Below are 17,555 nucleotides of genomic sequence, written 5' to 3' on the forward strand. Positions count from 1 at the left end.
ATTCGTATGAAAACCGCTCAAGAGTTCCGCGCCGGCCAGGTTGCCAACATCAATGGCGCTCCCTGGGTCATCCAGAAGGCCGAGTTCAACAAGTCCGGCCGTAACGCTGCCGTCGTCAAGATGAAGCTGAAGAACCTGCTGACCGGCGCCGGTACCGAGACCGTGTTCAAGGCTGACGACAAGCTGGAGCCGATCATCCTCGATCGCAAGGAAGTGACCTACTCCTACTTCGCCGACCCGCTGTACGTCTTCATGGACAGCGAGTTCAACCAGTACGAGATCGAGAAAGACGATCTGGAAGGCGTGCTGACCTTCATCGAAGACGGCATGACCGACATCTGCGAAGCCGTGTTCTACAACGACAAGGTGATCTCGGTAGAGCTGCCGACCACCATCGTTCGCCAGATCGCCTACACCGAGCCGGCCGTCCGCGGCGACACCTCGGGCAAGGTGATGAAGACCGCGCGCCTGAACAACGGCGCCGAGCTGCAGGTTTCCGCGTTCTGCGAAATCGGCGACTCGATCGAGATCGATACCCGCACCGGCGAGTACAAGTCCCGCGTCAAGGCCTGATCCTTTCGTGCGACGAGAAAAAGCCCGGCATTCGCCGGGCTTTTTCGTTTCCGCTGTCCGCCGCCGCGGCGCGGAGAGTCGGAAGCTTCAGACCGACACGTTCAGGCGTACGTCGATATTGCCGCGGGTAGCGTTGGAGTAGGGGCAGACCTGGTGGGCGGCGGCTACCAGCGCTTCGGCGGCTTCGCGCTCCAGGCCCGGCAGGTTGATGTGCAGTTCGACCTCCAGGCCGAAGCCGCCGGGAATCTGGCCGATGCCGACCTTGCCGGTTATCGAGGCGTCGGCGGGAAGGGTCTGCTTGCGCTGGCCGGCAACGAACTTCAGGGCTCCGATGAAGCAGGCGGAGTAGCCGGCGGCGAACAGTTGTTCCGGGTTGGTGGCCGCGCCGCCCTGGCCGCCCAGTTCGCGCGGAGTGCTGAGTTTCACGTCGAGCACGCCGTCCGAGGATACCGCACGGCCGTCACGGCCTCCGGTGGCGGTTGCGGTTGCGGTGTAGAGAGCCTTGATGGTTTGCATGAGGGTCACCTGTCTGATTTGTACGTTAAGTTCTTGCGCGCTAAGTAAGTGCGTGAAGCGAAATTTATCGCCATGTTATTTTGTGCGCAAGATAAATCGTTGGAAGATTTGGCGATAAAAACCAGACAGGTAGGTATAAGCCCCTCAATCCGGTGCTTGCAGGTTGCCGCGCAGGGCCAGCAGCTCATCCTTTAGGGCGACCAGTTGTGGCAAATCGAGGCCGGTACTCTCCAGGATGCAGGCGGGAATGCTCTCGGCCTGTCGCTGCAGGGCGCGGCCCTTGTCGGTCAGGCGCAGCAGGACTACCCGCTCGTCTTCGCTGCTGCGAGTGCGGGTAATCAGACCTTCGCCCTCCAGGCGCTTGAGCAGAGGCGTGAGCGATCCCGGGTCGGTAAGCATGCGTGCGCTGATTTCGCCCACGGTCAGGCCGTCGCGTTCCCACAGCACCAGCATGGCGATGTACTGCGGATAGGTGAGGCCGAGCGCTTGCAGCAGGGGCTTGTAGACCTTGGTCATCTGCAGCGAGGTGGAATACAGGGCGAAGCACAGCTGGTTGTCCAGCTTGAGCTGCTCGCAAGGGGTGGTGGGCAGTCGGGACATGGCTGTCTTCCAAGTAAGTAGGGCACTGTGCATGAATTTAGCGTAGTGGCTATTGGCTTTCCAGGTTTCCCGCCGGGTGGTGTCCTCAGCGCTCGCCGAGACGCTGCTGCAGGGCCTGGTCCCAGGGCGGCGGAAAGCCGAAGCGCTCGCGGAGGAAAGCCAGCAGCAGACGGGTTCGCGAACTGGCTTCGCGTTCCAGGCGCAGGGCATAGATGCAGGTGGGCTCGGCGGCGGGCAAGCCGTCGTCGCAGAACAGCGCCTGCAGTTCGCCGCGTAGCAGGTACTCGCTGCACAACCAGGTCGGCAGGTGGGCGATGCCGAGGCCGGCCAGCGCCGCGTCGACCATCGCTTCGGCGTTATTGGTGGCCAGCCGCGCCCGTTTCGGCCGCAGGTGCTGGAGCTTGCCGTCGTGCTGGAAGCGCCAGGCATAGGGTGGCGACAGGTTGTCCCAATCGATGCCGGCATGCTCCGGCAGTTCGCCTGGGGATGCGGGAACGCCGTGTTCGCGCAGGTATTCCGGGCTGGCGCAGACCACCCGCACCATCGGCGCCAGCGAGGTGGCCACCAGGCGGCTGTCGGGTAGCGGGCCGGCGCGCAACACCAGGTCGACCTCGCCGAGATGTTCGCCCTGCAGGTCGATGAAGCTGCCGATCAGGCGCAATTGCACGTCGAGGCCGGGGTTGGCCTTGAGGAAGTCGGCGACCGCCGGGGCCAGGTGGCGGCGGCCGAAGGGCACCGGCGCATCGATACGGATCAGGCCCTGCGGCGCGGTGCTCAGGGACACCGCTTCGGCACGGGCCAGGCGCAGTTCGGTGACGATCCGCCGGGCGCGGTCGGCGAAGGCCAGGCCGGCCGGAGTAGCGCGCACCGCATGGGTGGTGCGCACCAGCAGAGTGCTGCCGACGGCGCGTTCCAGGGCGTCCATCCGGCGCGCCACGGCGGACGGGGTGAGCGGGTGCTTGCGCGCAGCGGCGGAGAAGCTGCCGCCATCGAGGACATCGAGGTAGAGAACGAACTGTTCGCTGAGGGTATCGGGCAACATGCTCATGCCTTTGCGTAATTGGCATAGCCATTGTGCTTTCTTGTGCGTTTCCCATCCAGCCACGCTTGCCTAGCATGGAGGCGTCGAAAGAGGGGCTGACATGCTGGATGTATTTCTCGATTTCCTGCTGGGGATGGTGCTCGGTTGCCTGGGCGGTCTGTTCGGGATAGGCGGCGGCTTGCTGGCGATCCCGGCGCTGGGGGTGATCTTCGGTCTCGACCAGCAACTGGCGCAGGGTACCGCGCTGGTGATGGTGGTACCGAACGTGGTGCTGGCGTTGTGGCGCTACCACCAGCGCAACCGCATCGATCCGCGCCAGGCCGGAGTCCTTGCCCTGACCGGCCTGCTTTGCGCGTTCCTGGCGTCCAGCGTGGCCGCGCGGATCGATGCGGCGCGGATGCGCGAAGCGTTCGTGATCTTCCTCCTGGCGCTGGCCGGCTACATGTTCTGGCGCCTGTTCCGGCGCCCGCCGCAGGGCGGCGCGACGCCGCGCTACGGTTTGCCCTGGATGGGCGTGCTGGGCCTTGGCGCGGGCTCGCTCGGCGGGCTTTTCGGGGTCGGTGGCGGGGTGCTGGCGACACCGGTGCTGACTTCGGTGTTCGGCCTCGCCCAGGTCGTCGCCCAGGGCCTCGCGCTGGCCCTGGCCGCGCCGAGCACGGCGGTGGCGCTGGGGACCTACGCCATGCACGGCCATGTCGACTGGCGGATGGGGATCCCCCTGGCGCTGGGCGGCCTGCTGAGCATTTCCTGGGGCGTGAGGCTGGCCCACGCCTTGCCCGAGCGCAGCCTGCGCATGGCCTTCTGCGCCTTCCTCGCATCGTGCGCGGTGCTCCTGCTGGTGCGCGGTTGAGTCAGAGACGGAAGCCCTCGCCGATGTATTCGGCGAGCTTCTCGGTGACCGGTGACTGGCTGTGCGGGTTGCGCATCAGCATGATGCTGGCCGAGGGCAGGGCGGGCAGGCCCTCGCTCTCGTCGAGGATGCGCAGGTTGCCGGTGAGCAGGCTGCGCAGTTGCACGGTCACGGCGAGGCCGGCGCTGACCACCGCGAACAGCGCCGACAGGCTGGGGCTGCTGTAGGCGATGCGGTAGTCCAGTTCCGCCGCCTCCAGGGCGTTGCAGGCCCAGGCCCGGCAAAAGCAGGTGGTGTTGAACATGGCCAGCGGGATCGGCCGCTGGTCGTGGGGGCAGAAGCCCTCGGCGGCCATCCAGACGAAGGGCTCCTGGCGCAGCAACTGGCCGATCTCGGTGCCCGGCTCGCGGGTGACGATGGACAGGTCGAGGTCGTTGCGCGCCAGCAGGTTGAGCGAGGTGTCGCAATGCACCTCGACCTGCACCAGCGGATAGGCTTCGGCGAAGCGCGACAGGATCGCCGGGAGGAAGCGCATCACGTAGTCGTCCGGGGTGCCGATGCGCACCGAACCGACCATGTGCGGGCGGCGCAGGGTGTTGAACACCTCGCCGTGCAGCTTGAGGATCCGCCGGGCATAGCCGAGCAGCACCTGGCCTTCGGCGGTGAGGCGGGTCTGCCTTCCGTCGCGCTCGAACAGCGAGCGCTGCAGGACGTCCTCCTCGAGCCGCTTCATCTGCATGCTGACCGCCGACTGGGTGCGATTCACCGCCTCCGCGGCGCGGGTGAAACCACCGTGCTCGGCGATGGCGACGAAGGTGCGGAGCAATTCCGTATCGATGCCGGGCTGGTAGCTCATTCATCAATCTCCAAGATGCATTGCATAAGAATGATTCGTTGGATTGATCCTATGCCTGGCGGGACACTGTGCCTATCCCGAACGGAGGGCAAGACGATGAAAGGTCAACAGGATTATTTCGGCAGTCACTTCCACGCTGCATCCCATCCCGCCTCGACCGCTGCGCCGTCGTTGTGGCGTCGCTGGCGGCGCTGGTTGCAGTTGGCCCGCGAGCGCCGGGAACTGCTGAGGATGAGCGACGAAGCGCTGAAGGACCTCGGCCTGAGTCGAGCGGATATCTTCCAGGAGGGCGAGCGGCATTTCTGGGACGACCCGCTGCGTCGGCATTGAGCGAACCGCAGCGGCGCGCCAGGCTGGCACGGCGGCGGAGGCGCGATAGACTCGCAGTCTCCTTCATCGACTGGGGCGCTCCATGAGTCTTTCGCTTTCCCTCGCCGAAGCCCGCCGCCTGGCCCTGGCCGCGCAGGGCTTCGACGGTCGGCGGACGCGCCGCAGCGTGCAGCGGCGGCATCTGCGCGAAATGCTCGCGCGCCTTGGCCTGTTGCAGATCGATTCGGTGAATGCGCTGGTGCGCTCGCACTACCTGCCGCTGTTTTCCCGTCTCGGTCCCTACTCCATGACGCTGCTCGACGAGGCGGCCTGGAGTGTCGGCCGTCACCGCCAGTTGTTCGAATACTGGGGGCACGAGGCCTCGCTGCTGCCGCTGGAACACTACCCGTTGATGCGCTGGCGGATGCGCCAGGCCGCCGACGGCCAGGGCATCTACCAGCAACTGGCACGTTTCGGCCGGGAACAGCAGCCACTGATCCGCCAGGTGTTGCAGGCGGTGCGCGAGCAAGGTGCGCTAGGTGCCGGCAGCCTGAGCACGCGGCAGGAGCGGGCCGGTCCCTGGTGGGACTGGAGCGCGGAAAAGCATGCGCTGGAATGGCTGTTCGCCGCCGGCGAGCTGACGGTGGCCGGACGGCGCGGCTTCGAGCGGCTCTATGACCTGCCGGAGCGGGTGTTTCCCGCGGAATTGCTGGCGCGCCCCGAGCTTTCGGAGGCACAGGCCCAGCGCGAGCTGTTGCGGATGGCGGCGAGCGCCCTGGGCGTGGCCACCGAAAAGGACCTGCGCGACTACTATCGGCTGAGCCCGGCGCAGAGCCGCGCGCGCCTCGCCGAACTGGTGGAGGCTGGCGAGCTGCTGCCGGTCCGGGTCGAGGGCTGGAGCCAGCCGGCCTACTGCCCCGGCGAACCGCAGGTGCCGCGGCGGCTAGGCGCCAGTGCCTTGCTCTCGCCCTTCGACTCGTTGGTCTGGGAGCGGGCGCGGGCCGAGCGCCTGTTCGATTTCCGCTATCGCCTGGAGATCTACACGCCGAAGGAAAAACGCGTGTACGGCTACTACGTGCTGCCATTCCTGTACAACGGCCGTCTGGTCGGCCGCGTCGACCTCCGCGCCGAGCGGGCGCGCGAGCGCCTGGCGGTGCATGCGTTGCATGCCGAGGCGAACGGCATGGACGATGCCGCCCTGCACGAGCTGGCCGAGCAACTGCGCAGCATGGCCGCCTGGCTGGGCCTGGCGACGGTGGCGATCGAGGGGCGCGGGGAGTTGGCGGTACGCTTGCGCGGGGTGCTGCTCTAGCGAGCGCTCCCGCCGGGCGGCGGGAGCGGCCGCGGCGCGCTCAGCGGCGCACCTGCTTCAGGGTTTCGGCGATCAGGAAGGCCAGCTCCAGCGACTGGTCGGCGTTCAGCCGCGGGTCGCAGTGGGTGTGGTAGCGGTCGCTGAGGCCGTCTTCGGTGATCGGTCGCGAACCGCCGATGCACTCGGTGACGTTCTGCCCGGTCATCTCGATGTGGATGCCGCCGGCGTAGCTGCCTTCGGCCTGGTGCACCTCGAAGAACTGGCGGACTTCGGCGAGCACGCGGGCGAAGTCGCGGGTCTTGTAGCCGCTGGAGGCCTTGATGGTATTGCCGTGCATAGGATCGGAACTCCACAGCACCTGGCGGCCCTCGCGCTGGATGGCCTGGATCAGGCGCGGCAGGTGGTCGCCGACCTTGTCGGCACCCATCCGCACGATCAGGTTGAGGCGGCCCGGATCGTTGTCCGGGTTGAGAATATCGATCAGGCGGATCAGCTCCTCGCTGTCCATGCTCGGCCCGACCTTGACCCCGATCGGATTGCCTACGCCGCGCAGCATCTCGACATGGGCGCCGTCGAGCTGGCGGGTGCGGTCGCCGATCCAGAGCATGTGCGCCGAGCAGTCGTACCACTCGCCGGTCAGGCTGTCGCGGCGGGTCAGGGCTTCCTCGTAGTTCAGCAGGAGCGCTTCGTGGGCGGTGAAGAAGCTTGTTTCGCGGAGCTGCGGCGCGCTGTCCAGGCCGCAGGCGCGCATGAAGGCGAGGGTCTCGTCGATGCGGTCGGCGAGTTGCTGGTAGCGCTCGGCCAGCGCCGAGTTGGCGATGAAGTCGAGGTTCCAGCGGTGCACCTGGTGCAGGTCGGCGAAGCCGCCCTGGGCGAAGGCGCGCAACAGGTTGAGGCTGGCGGTGGACTGGTGGTAGGCCTGCAACAGGCGCTCCGGGTCCGGCACGCGGCTCTTCTCGTCGAAGCCGATGCCGTTGACGATGTCGCCGCGATAGGCAGGCAGGGTCACGCCGTTCTGCGTTTCGTCGCCGGAGGAGCGCGGCTTGGCGAACTGGCCGGCCATGCGCCCGACCTTCACTACCGGGCAGCCGGCGGCGAAGGTCATTACCACCGCCATCTGCAACAGTACCTTGAAGGTATCGCGGATCTTCGCCGCGGAAAATTCGGCGAAGCTTTCCGCGCAATCCCCGCCCTGGAGCAAGAAGGCGCGTCCGGCGGTGACTTCGGCGAACTGCCGGCGCAGCTCGCGAGCCTCGCCGGCGAAGACCAGCGGTGGGTATCCGGCGAGGGTCTGCTCGACCCTGGCCAGGTGCGCGGCATCGGGGTACTCGGGTTGTTGCTGGATCGGCTTGGCCCTCCAGCTCTCGGGGCTCCAGGACTGGCTCATCTACGACTCTTGGCAATGCTCGGGAAAGCGGATTGCGGCATGGTAGAGCAGCTCGCCGCAGCGCCGCCAGCGATCGTTGCAATAGCGGAAATCCATCGTCGGGCCGGCTTTGCTATGCTGCGGTGCTTTTGCCGGAGCGCCTGGCGATAGCCGGCGAAGCGGCGGGGGGAGGTGAGTGGTGAGCGAAGAACGTCTGCTGGTCGAGGAGCGCGACGAATACGGGGTCATCCGGGTCATCGAGTCCGGCGACTATCGCTTCCTCGAGTTCGGCGACGGTGTCGAGCAGAGCTGCGTGTTCATGCCCGATCCGGCCTGGCTGGAATACGACTACACCCGCGCCATGCTGCTCGGCGGGCTCTGCCATTCGCAACCGCGTCGCGCGTTGTTCCTCGGTTTCGGCGCCGGCAGCCTGACCCAGGCCTGCCTGCGCCACCTGCCGCTGGAGGAGGCCGAGGCCATCGAGCTGCGCCCGGCGATTCCGCGCCTGGCCCGCGAGCATCTGGGGCTGCGCGACGACCCGCGCCTGCGATTGCGCATCGGCGACGCACTGGAGAGCCTGGGCGAATGCGCGGAGGCCGACCTGATCTTCCTCGACCTCTATACCGATACCGGCCCGTCGGCCGCGCACCTGGCCTGGAATTTCCTCGGTGCCTGCCAGGAGCGCCTCGCCGAGGATGGCTGGCTGGTGATCAACCAGTGGAGCGGCACCGATGGCAAGCCGCTGGGCGCGCCGCTGCTGCGCGGGCGCTATCACCATCATTACTGGGAGTGTCCGGTGGCCGAGGGCAACGTGGTGATGCTGGTGCCGGCGAACCTGGCCCTCGAACTCGACCAGGAAGCCCTGCGGACGCGTGCCGCGGCGCTGGAGCCGCAACTCGGCTATTCGTTGCAGGGCTATATCGACAGCCTGCGCCCGGCCCAGTAGCCAGGGCGCGCGGACAAGGGCCCGGCTAGCGTCCTTCGAAGCGTCCCGGGCGGCGTTCCTGGAGAGCGCGCAGGCCTTCCTTGGCGTCCTCGCTGTCGAGCAGGCGCCTGGCGGCTTCCGGCAACGCAGCGGCGGCGACCGCTTCGCCTTCCAGCAGGGCCTGGCGCGCCGAGCCGAGGGTGGCGCGCACGCCCAGCGGCGCCTGGGCCGCGACCCGTTCGGCGAGGGCGATGGCGTGGTCGAGGAGGTCCTCCGGGGCGGTGACTTCCTGCACCAGGCCGAGACGATAGGCTTCGTGGGCGTCGAATTCGTCGCCGGTGAGCAGCCAGCGCATGGCGTTGCCCCAGCCGGCGACCTGATGCATGCGCAGTGTCGCGCCACCGAACGGGAGGATTCCGCGCTGCACTTCGAGCTGGGCGAAGCGCGCGTTGCTGGCGCAGAGGTTGATGTCGGCCGCCAGCATCAGTTCGATGCCGATGGTGTAGCAGTAGCCTTGCACGGCCACCACCAGCGGCTTGCTTGGACGCCGGCCGCCGAAGGTGCCCCAGGGATCGACGGCGCCTTCGGGGAGTTTCCAGCCCTGGCGGAAGGTCTCGCCGACATTGGCCAGGTCCAGCCCGGCGGTGAAATGCTCGCCGTGGGCGAAGAGCAGGGCACAGCGCAACTGGTCGTCGGCCTCGTATTCGCCGAGCGCGGCGACCAGGTCGTCGAGCATCGGCAGGTCGAAGGCGTTGCGCTTGGCCACGCGGTCGAGGCCGAGCAGCAGCAGGTGGCCGCGCCGTTCGCGGCTGATGCGTCCTGGGAGGGTGTCGTTCATGCGGCGGTTTCCTGGCGGGGGGCGGGCAACGTCGGTATAGACGTCTGGAATCGGGATGTCCATTGTCAGTCTCTCCGATGACGCATGTCGGAAAAAACGCACACAAACGTCAAAATTCCGGTATGATGCGCGCCGGTCAAAACTGACCCCGTTCAGGACCTGCATTTTTCGGAGCGCTGTGCTCTGGCTGTGTATCCGCTCTGCGGATTTCCTTTACGTAATCTTCTAATTCAAAAGCAATCTCGCAAATCCCCGCCCCAGCTGCCTGGGTGGCCGTTTCGGCCGTACAGGGCATGAGCAGCCATGGGTCATGGGTCTTTGCGGATGTATACGAGGCAAACCCATGACTCAGGAAACCGTCGGCTTCGCCGCGCTCGGTATTCACCCCAATGTGCTCGCGGCAATCGTCGCCGTAGGCTACGAAGAGCCTTCGCCTATCCAGGCTCAATCGATTCCGCTGATCCTCGAAGGCCACGACATGATCGGCCAGGCGCAGACCGGTACCGGCAAGACCGCCGCGTTCGCCCTGCCGCTGCTGTCGCGCATCGACCCGAGCCGCCGCGAGCCGCAGATGCTGGTGCTGGTGCCGACCCGCGAGCTGGCCCTGCAGGTCGCCACCGCCTGCGAAACCTATTCCAAGCAATTGCCGGGCGTCGGCGTGGTCGCCGTCTACGGCGGCGCGCCCATGGGGCCGCAGCTGAAGGCCCTGCGCCAGGGCGCACAGATCCTCGTCGCTACCCCCGGCCGCCTGTGCGACCACCTGCGCCGCGACGAGAAGCTGCTGGCCACCGTCCAGCGCCTGGTGCTCGACGAAGCCGACGAGATGCTCAAGCTCGGCTTCATGGACGACCTGGAAGTGATCTTCGAGGCGCTTCCCGAATCGCGCCAGACCGTGCTCTTCTCGGCGACCCTGCCGGCGTCCATCCGTGGCATCGCCGAGCGCCACCTGAAGCAGCCCAAGCACGTCAAGATCGCCGCCAAGACCCAGACCGTGGCGCGCATCGAGCAGGTCCACCTGATGGTCCATGCCGACCAGAAGGCCGGTTCGATCCAGCGTCTGCTGGAAGTCGAGCAGTTCGACGCGCTGATCGCCTTCGTCCGCACCAAGCAGGCCACCCTCGACTACGCCGAATTGCTCGAGCGCCAGGGCTACCGCGCCGCCGCGCTCAACGGCGACATGCCGCAGGCCCAGCGCGAGCGGGTCATCGAGTCGCTGAAGGACGGTTCGCTTGACATCGTCATCGCCACCGACGTTGCCGCCCGGGGCCTGGACGTACCGCGCATCACCCACGTGCTGAACATCGACATGCCGTACGACCCCGAGTCCTACGTGCACCGCATCGGCCGTACCGGCCGTGCCGGCCGGGAAGGGCGCGCGCTGTTGCTGGTGACTCCGCGCGAGCGGCGCATGCTGCAGGTGATCGAGCGGGTCACCGGGCAGAAGGTCGGCGAAGTCCGCCTGCCGGATGCCGAGACCGTGCTGGAGGCCCGCCTGGCGCGCCTGGCCGCGAGCCTGACGCCCTTGCTCGACAGCGCCGTCGAGCAGCGCGGCGCGGTGCGCGACGAGCTGTGCCGTCGCCTCGGCTGCGATGCCGAGACCCTGGCCGCCGCATTGCTGGCACGCCTGACCGCCGGCAAGGCGCTGGACCTGGAGTCGGTGCGCCGCGAACAGCCGCTGACCCCATCGGCACCGCGCGAGCGTGCCGACCGTGGCGAACGCGGCGAGCGTCCGGAGCGCAGCGGCGAGCGTCGTCCGATGGCGCCGCCGAGCGAAGGCCGTGCCCGCTGCCGCACTGCCCTCGGCGCGCGCGACGGGGTTGCGGCGAAGAACCTGCTGGGCGCGATCCTCAACGAGGGCGGCCTGTCCCGCGAGGACATCGGTCGCATCCAGATTCGCGATACCTTCAGCCTGATCGAGCTGCCCGAGGCCAATCTCGAGCGCCTGCTGACCAAGCTCAAGGACACCCGCGTCGCCGGCAAGGCCCTGCGCCTGCGCCGCTATCGCGAGGACTGAGGTCCAGCGCGATGAACAAAAGCCCCGCTTCGGCGGGGCTTTTTCATGGGCTTGATGTTTGCTGGCCAGGCTGTTTTTCGCGCCTGCCCCGGCTTCTCGCTTCGTCACCCCGGGCGAGTCCCTTTGGCAAGCGTCTAAAGGAAACAAAGGACTCGCCCAGCCGCCAGGGCAGGCACCACGTCGTGCATGCCAGACCTGCACATACCGAAGCCCTGATCCGCCGCCTATCCATGACATCGCGGATAACGCCTATGGCGTTATCCGCACTACAGGACTATATCGCTCGCGATTTCCTGGCTGCCAGCCGAGTCCACCCAGCTTGCGGCGGGAAGCCGATGCTCTCCGCCAGTCCCACGAGAAACCCTGTCAATCGAAGCGATAGATATCCATCCCCAACGAGCCCAGGGTAAAGCCGCTGTGCTCGACGCGCATCCCGCCGCCGCCCGCGCCGCGGGCGAAGAACAGTGGCAGCAGGTGCTCGTCGCTGGGGTGGTTGCGCGCCGCCCAGGGCGCCTGCCGGCGGTAGTCGTGAAGCGCGGCCTGGTCGTCGGCCTGGAGCTTTTCCACCATCCAGTCACGGAACTCCCGCGCCCAGGGCGCGATGGCTTCCGGCCCGGCGCGCCAGTCCAGTTCGCCCAGGTTGTGGGTGATGCTGCCGGAACCGATCAGCAGCACGCCTTCCCCGCGCAGTTGGCGCAGGGCCTGGCCGACGCGGCTCTGCAGGGCCGGACCGAGGCGGCTCGGCAGGGACAGCTGGAGCACCGGGATGTCCGCCTGCGGGTACATCAGGCTCAGCGGCACCCAGGTGCCGTGGTCGAATGGTCGCTGTGGGTCGGCCTGGGCCGGCAGGCCGGCGGCCTGGAGCAGTTCGATCGTCCGCTGCGCCAGCGCCGGCTCGCCTTTGGCCGGGTAGCGCACGGCGTAGAGGGGCGGCGGAAAGCCGTAGAAGTCGTGCCAGATATCCGGCGCCGCGGCGCCGGTTACCCGCAGGTCGTCGCTTTCCCAGTGCGCGGAAACCACCAGGATCGCCTTCGGCCGCGGCAGCTCTGTAGCCAGGCGGCGCAGTTGTACACCGCTGGCGCCCGGTTCGAGGGCGAGCATCGGTGAGCCGTGGGAAATATAGAGAGTCGGTAGCATGATTCACCTCATGACTCGGATGAGCCATGTTCCTCCCTCGATCAATCGAAAACCAGTATATGTTTTTGAGGATACCTATCGACCCAGGCGTTAGGTCGCGGTCTCGCGCGCTACGCCGGTTGGGCTTTCCGCCCAGTAGCGCCGATCGTCGAGGATCGCCCGGTCACGCTCGAACGCCAGGGGCAGGCGTTCCCTGAGGAAGTCCACCCAGGTGCGGATCTTGGCGTCCAGGTAGCGCCTCGAGGAGTACAGCACGAACACCTCGCGGACATGCAGTCGATGGCCCGGCAGTAGCCGCAACAGGCTGCCTTCCTGCAGCGCGCGGGCGGCGACGAAGCCGGGCAGCAGGCAGACGCCGAGCCCGGCCGCGGCGGCGGCGCAGGCGGCCTCGGGAAGGTTGACCTTGAGCGCCTCGTCGAGATTAAGCAGCGTTTCGCCGCGTTCGCCGACGAAGGCCCAGCCCTGCGGGCAGGACGGCGCGGCCACGTTCAGGCAGCGATGCCGCAGCAGGTCCTCCGGCGTGCGTGGCACGCCATGCCGTGCCAGGTATTCCGGCGCGGCACAGACCACGCTGAACACCTGGCCGAGATCGCGGGCGACCAGGGTCGAGTCCGGCAAGGTTCGACCGAGGGTGATCAGCACGTCCAGGCCTTCCTCGAGCAGGGCCGGGGTGCCCTGGGCCAGCGTGAGGTCGACGGAGACGTCCGGATGGCCGTCCAGGTAGTCCACCAGTAGCGGCATCAGGTGCTCGAGGCCCAGTTCGGTCACCGCGTGGAGGCGCAGGCGACCGCTGGCGTGGGACTGGCTGTCTTCGACGTCCGCCGCGGCGGCGGCGACCGTGCGCAGGATCTGCTTGCAATGCTCGTAATAGCGCAGACCGCTTTCCGTCACCACGACGCTGCGCGTATTGCGTTGCAGCAGGCGCGCCGAGAGCGCCTGTTCGAGCCCGGCGACCTGGCGCGAAACGGTCGCCGGAGAGGTCCCCAGCGCTTGGGCGGCCTGGGTGAAGCTGCCGTGCTCCACCACGCGGACGAAGGTCCGGATACCTTGCAGCAGGTCCATTTCCAACTCCTTCGCCGGTCCGCGCCCGGCGCCGTCTCAGCCCGACGCCGGGTCGGACGTTGGGCTCCAGCCGCCGCCCAGCGCCTTGTAGAGGTTGACCAGGGTCAGCGACACCGCTTCGTCGCTGGCGACCTGCTGTTCCTGGTTGTCCAGCAGTTGCCGCTGGCTGTCGAGCACGCTGAGGAAGTCCACCGCGCCGGCGCGGTATTGCTCGCGGGCGCTCTGCAGGGCGCGGCGGTTCTGCGCCACGGCTTCGCCGAGGCGCTCCTGGCGGCGCTGGTTGGCGGCGTAGTCGTGCATCGCGTCGTCGACTTCCTGCCAGGCACGCAGCACGGTGCGCTGGTAGTCGATGGCGGCTTCTTGCTGCTGTGCCTCGCGTAGCTCCAGGCGTCCGCGCAGGCGTCCGCCTTCGAAGATCGGCAGGCTGAACGCCGGGCCGATGGCGAACTGGCGATGGTCCCAGTCGCCCAGGCTGGACAGTTGCAGGGATTCGAAACCGAAGTTGCCGTTGAGCGTGATGCGCGGATAGAAGTCCGCCTTGGCCACGCCGATGCTGGCGGTAGCGGCGTGCAGGCGCGCTTCGGCACGACGGATGTCGGGGCGGCGCTGGGCCAGTTCGGACGGCAGGCCGACCGGCACGCTGCCCGGCGGACGCGGAATCGCCCGCGCCGGGCCGAGTTCGGCGAGCAGGCTGCCGGGGCTGGCACCGATCAGGTAGCCGAGGGCGTTGACCAGGTGCGCCTGGTTCTTTTCCACCTCGGGCAGGCGTGCCTCCATGCTGGCCACCTGGGCCAGCGCCTGGGCTACCTCGAGGTCGGTGGCGACGCCGTTGGCCAGGCGCGTGCGGGTGAGTTCCAGGCTGCGCCGTGCGGTCTCGAGGTTGTCGCGGATGATCGCCGCACGGTTCTGTTCGCCGCGCAACTGGATATAGTTGCGCGCGGCTTCCGCCAGCACCGAGACCTGCACGTCGCGCAGTTCGTTCTCGCTGGCTTCCACCGTCGCGTCGGCGGCTTCCAGCTCGCGTCGCACGCGGCCCCAGAAGTCCAGCTCCCAGGAGGCGTCGAAGCCGGCCAGGGCGTGGTTGTAGTTGCCTTTGCCGGCCTTGCCGGAAGGATCGAACAGGCCGGCGCTGGTGGTCCGCTGGCGCTGGTAGTTGCCGCTGGCGTCCACCGAGGGTAGGGCGTCGCCGCCGAGGCTGCGACGGATCGCGCGGCTCTGCTGCAGGCGCGCCGTGGCGCTGCGCAGGTCGAGGTTGGCACGCTGGACCCGTTGCAGCAGGGCGTTCAATTGCGCGTCGTCGAACAGCGTCCACCATTGGGCTGCGAGCGGCGCGGCGGCGAGGTGGCTGGGGTTGCCGGCAGCGGCCTGGAGCGACCATTCGCCGGGCGCAGGGCGGTCCGGGCGGGTGAAGTCGGGGCCGAGGCTGCAGGCGCCGAGCGCAAGGCTGGCAATAAGCAGGAGCGGAGTGCCTTTCATTGCTGGGCAACCTCGGCGGAGCGGGTGCCGGTCGCGGTGTCGATCCGTGCTTCCACCGACATGCCCACACGCAACTTGCCCGCCATGGCCTGGCGCGGCTCGAGAACGATCTTCACCGGGATCCGCTGGACCACCTTGGTGAAGTTGCCGGTGGCGTTGTCCGGGGCGATCGGCGCGAAGCTCAGGCCGGTGGCCGGTGCGATGCTGTCGACATGGCCGCGCAGAACCTTGCCGGGGAAGGTGTCGACGCGGATTTCCACGGCCTGTCCGGGAGAGACGTGGGTCAGTTGGGTTTCCTGGAAATTGCCGACCACGTAGGCCTGCTGCAGGGGCACCACTGCCAGCAGCGCGCTGCCCGGCGTGACATAGGCGCCGACGCGCAGTTGGCGGCGGCCGACCTGGCCGTCGAAGGGGGCGCGGAGTTCGCAGTAGGAGAGGTCCAGGCGGGCCTGGTCGCGTCGCGCCTGCATGCGTTGCAGGTCGCCACGGGCCTGGCCGACGCGGGCTTCGAGGACGCTCACCTGCTTGCGCGTGGCATCCACTGCGGCCTGGCCCTCGGCCAGCCGGGCGCTGGCGGTATCGATCCGCGATTGCGCCTGCTGGGCGTTCTGCAGGCTGCCGGCGCCCTTGCTGGCGAGGGTCTGGTAGCGGCTTTGCTCGTGACGGGCGAAGACCAGCTCGGCCTGCTCGGCGCGGACCTTGGCCCGCGCCTGTTCGATCAGCGCCTGCTGGCGTTGCAGGTTGGCCTCGGCATTGGCCAGGTTGGCCTCGGCACCGAGCACGTCGGCTTCGGCGGCGGCCAGGGCGGTGCGGAAGTCGCGGTCGTCGAGGCGGGCGAGCAACTGGCCGGCCTTGACCGGCTGGTTGTCCTCGACCAGAACGTCCTGGACGAAGCCGGCGACTTTCGGCGCGACCAGGGTGAAATCGGCGTGCACATAGGCGTCGTCGGTGCTCTGCACGACCCGTGGGGCGAGCAGGTGGAACAGCAGGTAGACCAGTAGGGTCAGGACCAGCAGGGCGGCGAGCAGCAGGCTGCCCTTGCGCGAAGTGATGAACGACATACAGCGACCTTTCAGTGTGTGGGAGCGACCGGGCGGGGCGGGTAGGCCCGTTGCGGCAGGATCGGAATCAGGATCAGCAGGGCGCAGGCCAGGCCGGCCATCGCCAGCAGCACGTCGGCGTTGCCCAGCACCTGGGCCTGTTGGCGGGCCTGTTCGGCCAGGTGCTGCCAGTGCGCGCCGGAGTCGGCGCCCGGTTGCAGGCCGGCGATCTGTTGCAGGCGCAGTTCGACGGCCTGGGGCGCATTGCCCAGGTGATCCACCAGGCGGTTGGAGTGGTAGTGCTCGCGGGCGGTGCCGAGGGCGCCGATCACCGCGGTGGCGACTACCCCGGAGAAGCCGCGGACGGTGTTGAACCAGGCCGAGGCGAAGGGTCCCTCGATGGGCGCGATGACGCTGGTGGAGAGCATCAGCAGCGGAATCACCGCCATCGGCTGGCCGACCACCAGTAACAGCATCGGCAGGTAGAAGTCCTCGCGCACCCAGTCCGCCGTCAGTTGGCTGAAGCTCAGGCAGGCACCGGCGCACAGGCACAGGCCGCAGGCCAGCACCCAGCGGCAGTCGACCCGCGGGATGTTGCAGAGGGCCGCCACCAGCGGCAGCGCGACGAGCTGCGGAAGGGCCACCAGCAACACCATGGGTACGCTCTGCAGGGGGCGGTAGCCGCGGATCTCGGCGAGGAATTCGGTCGGCACGCCCATGCTCGCGCCGAGCACCACCAGCACGCCGGCCAGGGTGATCAGGGCGAAGGTCAGGTTGCGGCGCTTCAGCAACTGCAGGCGGAAGAACGGCAGCGGGTGGCTCCATTCGTTGACCAGGAACAGCCCCAGCAGGAGGCTGCCGCTGCCCAGCAGCAGGCAGATCAGCGGCGACTCGAACCAGTCCAGGCGTTCGCCTTGCAGCAGACCGATCACCAGGGCGCAGATCGCCGGGAAGCCGGTGAGCAGGCCGATGCCGTCGAACTGGCGGAAGCGTTCCAGGCGCACCGGGTCCTGGGGGATGCCATGGGACACCGCGGCCATCGCCACCAGGCACAGTGGAATGACCTGCCAGAACACCCACTGCCAGCCGACGTATTCGAACCAGAACGCCGCCAGTGGCAGGCCCAGGTTGGGCCCGAAGGTCGCGGTGAGGGCATAGGCGCCCAGGCCATAGAGCTTTATCCCGGGTGGCAGGAAGCGTAGCGCCACGGTCATCAGCATCGGCGGCAGGCAGCCGGCCATCAGCCCTTGCAGGGTGCGCAGGACCAGCAGGCTCTCGAGGTTCGGCGCGAACGGACAGAGCAGGGCCAGCAGGGCGAAGCCGCCGATGGCGAAGAGCGTGAAGCGGCGCAGGGAAAAGGTCACCGAACACCAGGGCGCGAATGCCATGGCGGCGACCTGGGTGGCTTCGTAGAGCACGGTCAGCCAGGTGCCTTCGTCATGGCCAATGGCGAGTGCGCCGCGCACATCGGTCATGGCGATCTCGGTGACATGACCATTGAGACCGGCGGTGAGCGAGGCGAGCAGCACGCCGAGCAGGCCGACCACGATGCGCGCGCCGAAAGGCTGGGCGGCGGGGGCTGCGGTTGGCGTCGGCTGGCCGAGCGGGGTGGCGAGCGAAGTCATCGCGACCTCGCTAC

17 protein-coding genes are annotated in these 17,555 nt (G+C 67.9%); 6 read left to right on the forward strand and 11 right to left on the reverse strand.

Annotation, left to right across the window (positions count from 1 at the left end):
* Positions 1–6 precede the first annotated feature (6 nt).
* Positions 7–573, forward strand: a complete 567-nt coding sequence (gene efp, locus ACI766_RS10670; RefSeq protein WP_003090942.1) for an elongation factor P — start codon at positions 7–9, stop codon at positions 571–573.
* A gap of 87 nt (positions 574–660) precedes the next feature.
* Here efp and ohrR (ACI766_RS10675) read toward each other — a convergent pair whose 3' ends face one another.
* The 3 genes from ohrR (ACI766_RS10675) to ACI766_RS10685 all read right to left on the reverse strand — a co-directional run bounded on the left by ohrR (ACI766_RS10675) (position 661) and on the right by ACI766_RS10685 (position 2,731).
* Positions 661–1,089: an organic hydroperoxide resistance protein OhrR gene (gene ohrR / locus ACI766_RS10675; RefSeq protein ID WP_003104171.1), complete on the reverse strand. Its 429-nt coding sequence runs from the start codon at positions 1,087–1,089 to the stop codon at positions 661–663.
* Between the two features lie 144 nt (positions 1,090–1,233).
* Complete coding sequence (gene ohrR, locus ACI766_RS10680; protein ID WP_003090940.1) at positions 1,234–1,689, reverse strand: hydroperoxide stress response transcriptional regulator OhrR; 456 nt, start codon at positions 1,687–1,689, stop codon at positions 1,234–1,236.
* 85 nt (positions 1,690–1,774) lie between these two features.
* On the reverse strand, positions 1,775–2,731 hold the full coding sequence (locus tag ACI766_RS10685; protein ID WP_003104167.1) for a LysR family transcriptional regulator: 957 nt from the start codon (positions 2,729–2,731) through the stop codon (positions 1,775–1,777).
* 100 nt (positions 2,732–2,831) lie between these two features.
* Between ACI766_RS10685 and ACI766_RS10690 the strand changes: the two genes are divergently transcribed.
* A complete protein-coding gene (locus tag ACI766_RS10690; protein WP_003104166.1) occupies positions 2,832–3,581 on the forward strand; it encodes a sulfite exporter TauE/SafE family protein in 750 nt (249 codons plus the stop codon).
* Between the two features lies 1 nt (position 3,582).
* On the opposite strand, the gene ACI766_RS10695 is transcribed toward ACI766_RS10690, so the two are convergent.
* Positions 3,583–4,437 carry a LysR substrate-binding domain-containing protein gene (locus ACI766_RS10695; RefSeq protein ID WP_003090936.1) on the reverse strand — a complete coding sequence of 285 codons (855 nt, stop codon included), beginning with the start codon at positions 4,435–4,437 and terminating at the stop codon, positions 3,583–3,585.
* A gap of 96 nt (positions 4,438–4,533) precedes the next feature.
* Between ACI766_RS10695 and ACI766_RS10700 the strand changes: the two genes are divergently transcribed.
* Together ACI766_RS10700 and ACI766_RS10705 are read left to right on the forward strand one after the other, a co-directional pair.
* Positions 4,534–4,767 (forward strand): DUF1127 domain-containing protein, encoded by a 234-nt coding sequence (locus tag ACI766_RS10700; RefSeq protein ID WP_003104163.1) that lies wholly within the window; start codon positions 4,534–4,536, stop codon positions 4,765–4,767.
* A gap of 82 nt (positions 4,768–4,849) precedes the next feature.
* Entirely contained in the window at positions 4,850–6,058 is a 1,209-nt protein-coding gene (locus ACI766_RS10705; protein WP_003110986.1) for a winged helix-turn-helix domain-containing protein, read from the forward strand.
* A gap of 40 nt (positions 6,059–6,098) precedes the next feature.
* Here the strand turns inward: ACI766_RS10705 and ACI766_RS10710 are convergent, their stop codons facing one another.
* Positions 6,099–7,445 carry a class II 3-deoxy-7-phosphoheptulonate synthase gene (locus tag ACI766_RS10710; protein ID WP_003117352.1) on the reverse strand — a complete coding sequence of 449 codons (1,347 nt, stop codon included), beginning with the start codon at positions 7,443–7,445 and terminating at the stop codon, positions 6,099–6,101.
* Between the two features lie 175 nt (positions 7,446–7,620).
* On the opposite strand from ACI766_RS10710, the gene ACI766_RS10715 reads away from it, so the two are divergent.
* Complete coding sequence (locus tag ACI766_RS10715) at positions 7,621–8,370, forward strand: spermidine synthase (protein ID WP_003119872.1); 750 nt, start codon at positions 7,621–7,623, stop codon at positions 8,368–8,370.
* Positions 8,371–8,395: 25 nt separating this feature from the next.
* Here the strand turns inward: ACI766_RS10715 and ACI766_RS10720 are convergent, their stop codons facing one another.
* Complete coding sequence (locus tag ACI766_RS10720) at positions 8,396–9,187, reverse strand: crotonase/enoyl-CoA hydratase family protein (protein WP_003104155.1); 792 nt, start codon at positions 9,185–9,187, stop codon at positions 8,396–8,398.
* A 310-nt stretch (positions 9,188–9,497) separates the two neighbouring features.
* Between ACI766_RS10720 and ACI766_RS10725 the strand changes: the two genes are divergently transcribed.
* A complete protein-coding gene (locus ACI766_RS10725; protein WP_003119873.1) occupies positions 9,498–11,201 on the forward strand; it encodes a DEAD/DEAH box helicase in 1,704 nt (567 codons plus the stop codon).
* 366 nt (positions 11,202–11,567) lie between these two features.
* On the opposite strand, the gene ACI766_RS10730 is transcribed toward ACI766_RS10725, so the two are convergent.
* From ACI766_RS10730 to ACI766_RS10750, 5 genes are all read right to left on the reverse strand, one after another.
* Entirely contained in the window at positions 11,568–12,338 is a 771-nt protein-coding gene (locus ACI766_RS10730) for a DODA-type extradiol aromatic ring-opening family dioxygenase (RefSeq protein ID WP_003452376.1), read from the reverse strand.
* Between the two features lie 90 nt (positions 12,339–12,428).
* Positions 12,429–13,400: a LysR family transcriptional regulator gene (locus ACI766_RS10735; RefSeq protein WP_073669744.1), complete on the reverse strand. Its 972-nt coding sequence runs from the start codon at positions 13,398–13,400 to the stop codon at positions 12,429–12,431.
* A 36-nt stretch (positions 13,401–13,436) separates the two neighbouring features.
* Positions 13,437–14,876, reverse strand: coding sequence for an efflux transporter outer membrane subunit (locus ACI766_RS10740; RefSeq protein WP_016562062.1), 1,440 nt, complete (start codon positions 14,874–14,876; stop codon positions 13,437–13,439).
* Positions 14,873–15,937 carry an HlyD family secretion protein gene (locus ACI766_RS10745; RefSeq protein ID WP_009876715.1) on the reverse strand — a complete coding sequence of 355 codons (1,065 nt, stop codon included), beginning with the start codon at positions 15,935–15,937 and terminating at the stop codon, positions 14,873–14,875. The genes ACI766_RS10740 and ACI766_RS10745 overlap by 4 nt, the downstream gene beginning before the upstream one ends.
* Before the next feature lie 11 nt (positions 15,938–15,948).
* Positions 15,949–17,541, reverse strand: a complete 1,593-nt coding sequence (locus ACI766_RS10750) for an MFS transporter (RefSeq protein WP_003106090.1) — start codon at positions 17,539–17,541, stop codon at positions 15,949–15,951.
* Between the last annotated feature and the right edge of the window lie 14 nt (positions 17,542–17,555).

The sequence above is a fragment of the Pseudomonas sp. DL genome, from assembly GCF_047199225.1.
GTDB classification, from domain to species: domain Bacteria; phylum Pseudomonadota; class Gammaproteobacteria; order Pseudomonadales; family Pseudomonadaceae; genus Pseudomonas; species Pseudomonas aeruginosa.

Coding starts and splice junctions, on each gene's coding strand:
- ACI766_RS10695 (WP_003090936.1), bottom strand. CDS start 4,437: ATGAGCTACCAGCCCGGCATCGATACGGAATTGCTCCGCACCTTCGTC.
- ACI766_RS10750 (WP_003106090.1), bottom strand. CDS start 17,541: ATGACTTCGCTCGCCACCCCGCTCGGCCAGCCGACGCCAACCGCAGCC.
- ohrR (WP_003090940.1), bottom strand. CDS start 1,689: ATGTCCCGACTGCCCACCACCCCTTGCGAGCAGCTCAAGCTGGACAAC.
- efp (WP_003090942.1), top strand. CDS start 7: ATGAAAACCGCTCAAGAGTTCCGCGCCGGCCAGGTTGCCAACATCAAT.
- ACI766_RS10720 (WP_003104155.1), bottom strand. CDS start 9,187: ATGAACGACACCCTCCCAGGACGCATCAGCCGCGAACGGCGCGGCCAC.
- ACI766_RS10705 (WP_003110986.1), top strand. CDS start 4,850: ATGAGTCTTTCGCTTTCCCTCGCCGAAGCCCGCCGCCTGGCCCTGGCC.
- ohrR (WP_003104171.1), bottom strand. CDS start 1,089: ATGCAAACCATCAAGGCTCTCTACACCGCAACCGCAACCGCCACCGGA.
- ACI766_RS10730 (WP_003452376.1), bottom strand. CDS start 12,338: ATGCTACCGACTCTCTATATTTCCCACGGCTCACCGATGCTCGCCCTC.
- ACI766_RS10735 (WP_073669744.1), bottom strand. CDS start 13,400: ATGGACCTGCTGCAAGGTATCCGGACCTTCGTCCGCGTGGTGGAGCAC.
- ACI766_RS10700 (WP_003104163.1), top strand. CDS start 4,534: ATGAAAGGTCAACAGGATTATTTCGGCAGTCACTTCCACGCTGCATCC.
- ACI766_RS10740 (WP_016562062.1), bottom strand. CDS start 14,876: ATGAAAGGCACTCCGCTCCTGCTTATTGCCAGCCTTGCGCTCGGCGCC.
- ACI766_RS10725 (WP_003119873.1), top strand. CDS start 9,498: ATGGGTCTTTGCGGATGTATACGAGGCAAACCCATGACTCAGGAAACC.
- ACI766_RS10690 (WP_003104166.1), top strand. CDS start 2,832: ATGCTGGATGTATTTCTCGATTTCCTGCTGGGGATGGTGCTCGGTTGC.
- ACI766_RS10745 (WP_009876715.1), bottom strand. CDS start 15,937: ATGTCGTTCATCACTTCGCGCAAGGGCAGCCTGCTGCTCGCCGCCCTG.
- ACI766_RS10710 (WP_003117352.1), bottom strand. CDS start 7,445: ATGAGCCAGTCCTGGAGCCCCGAGAGCTGGAGGGCCAAGCCGATCCAG.
- ACI766_RS10685 (WP_003104167.1), bottom strand. CDS start 2,731: ATGTTGCCCGATACCCTCAGCGAACAGTTCGTTCTCTACCTCGATGTC.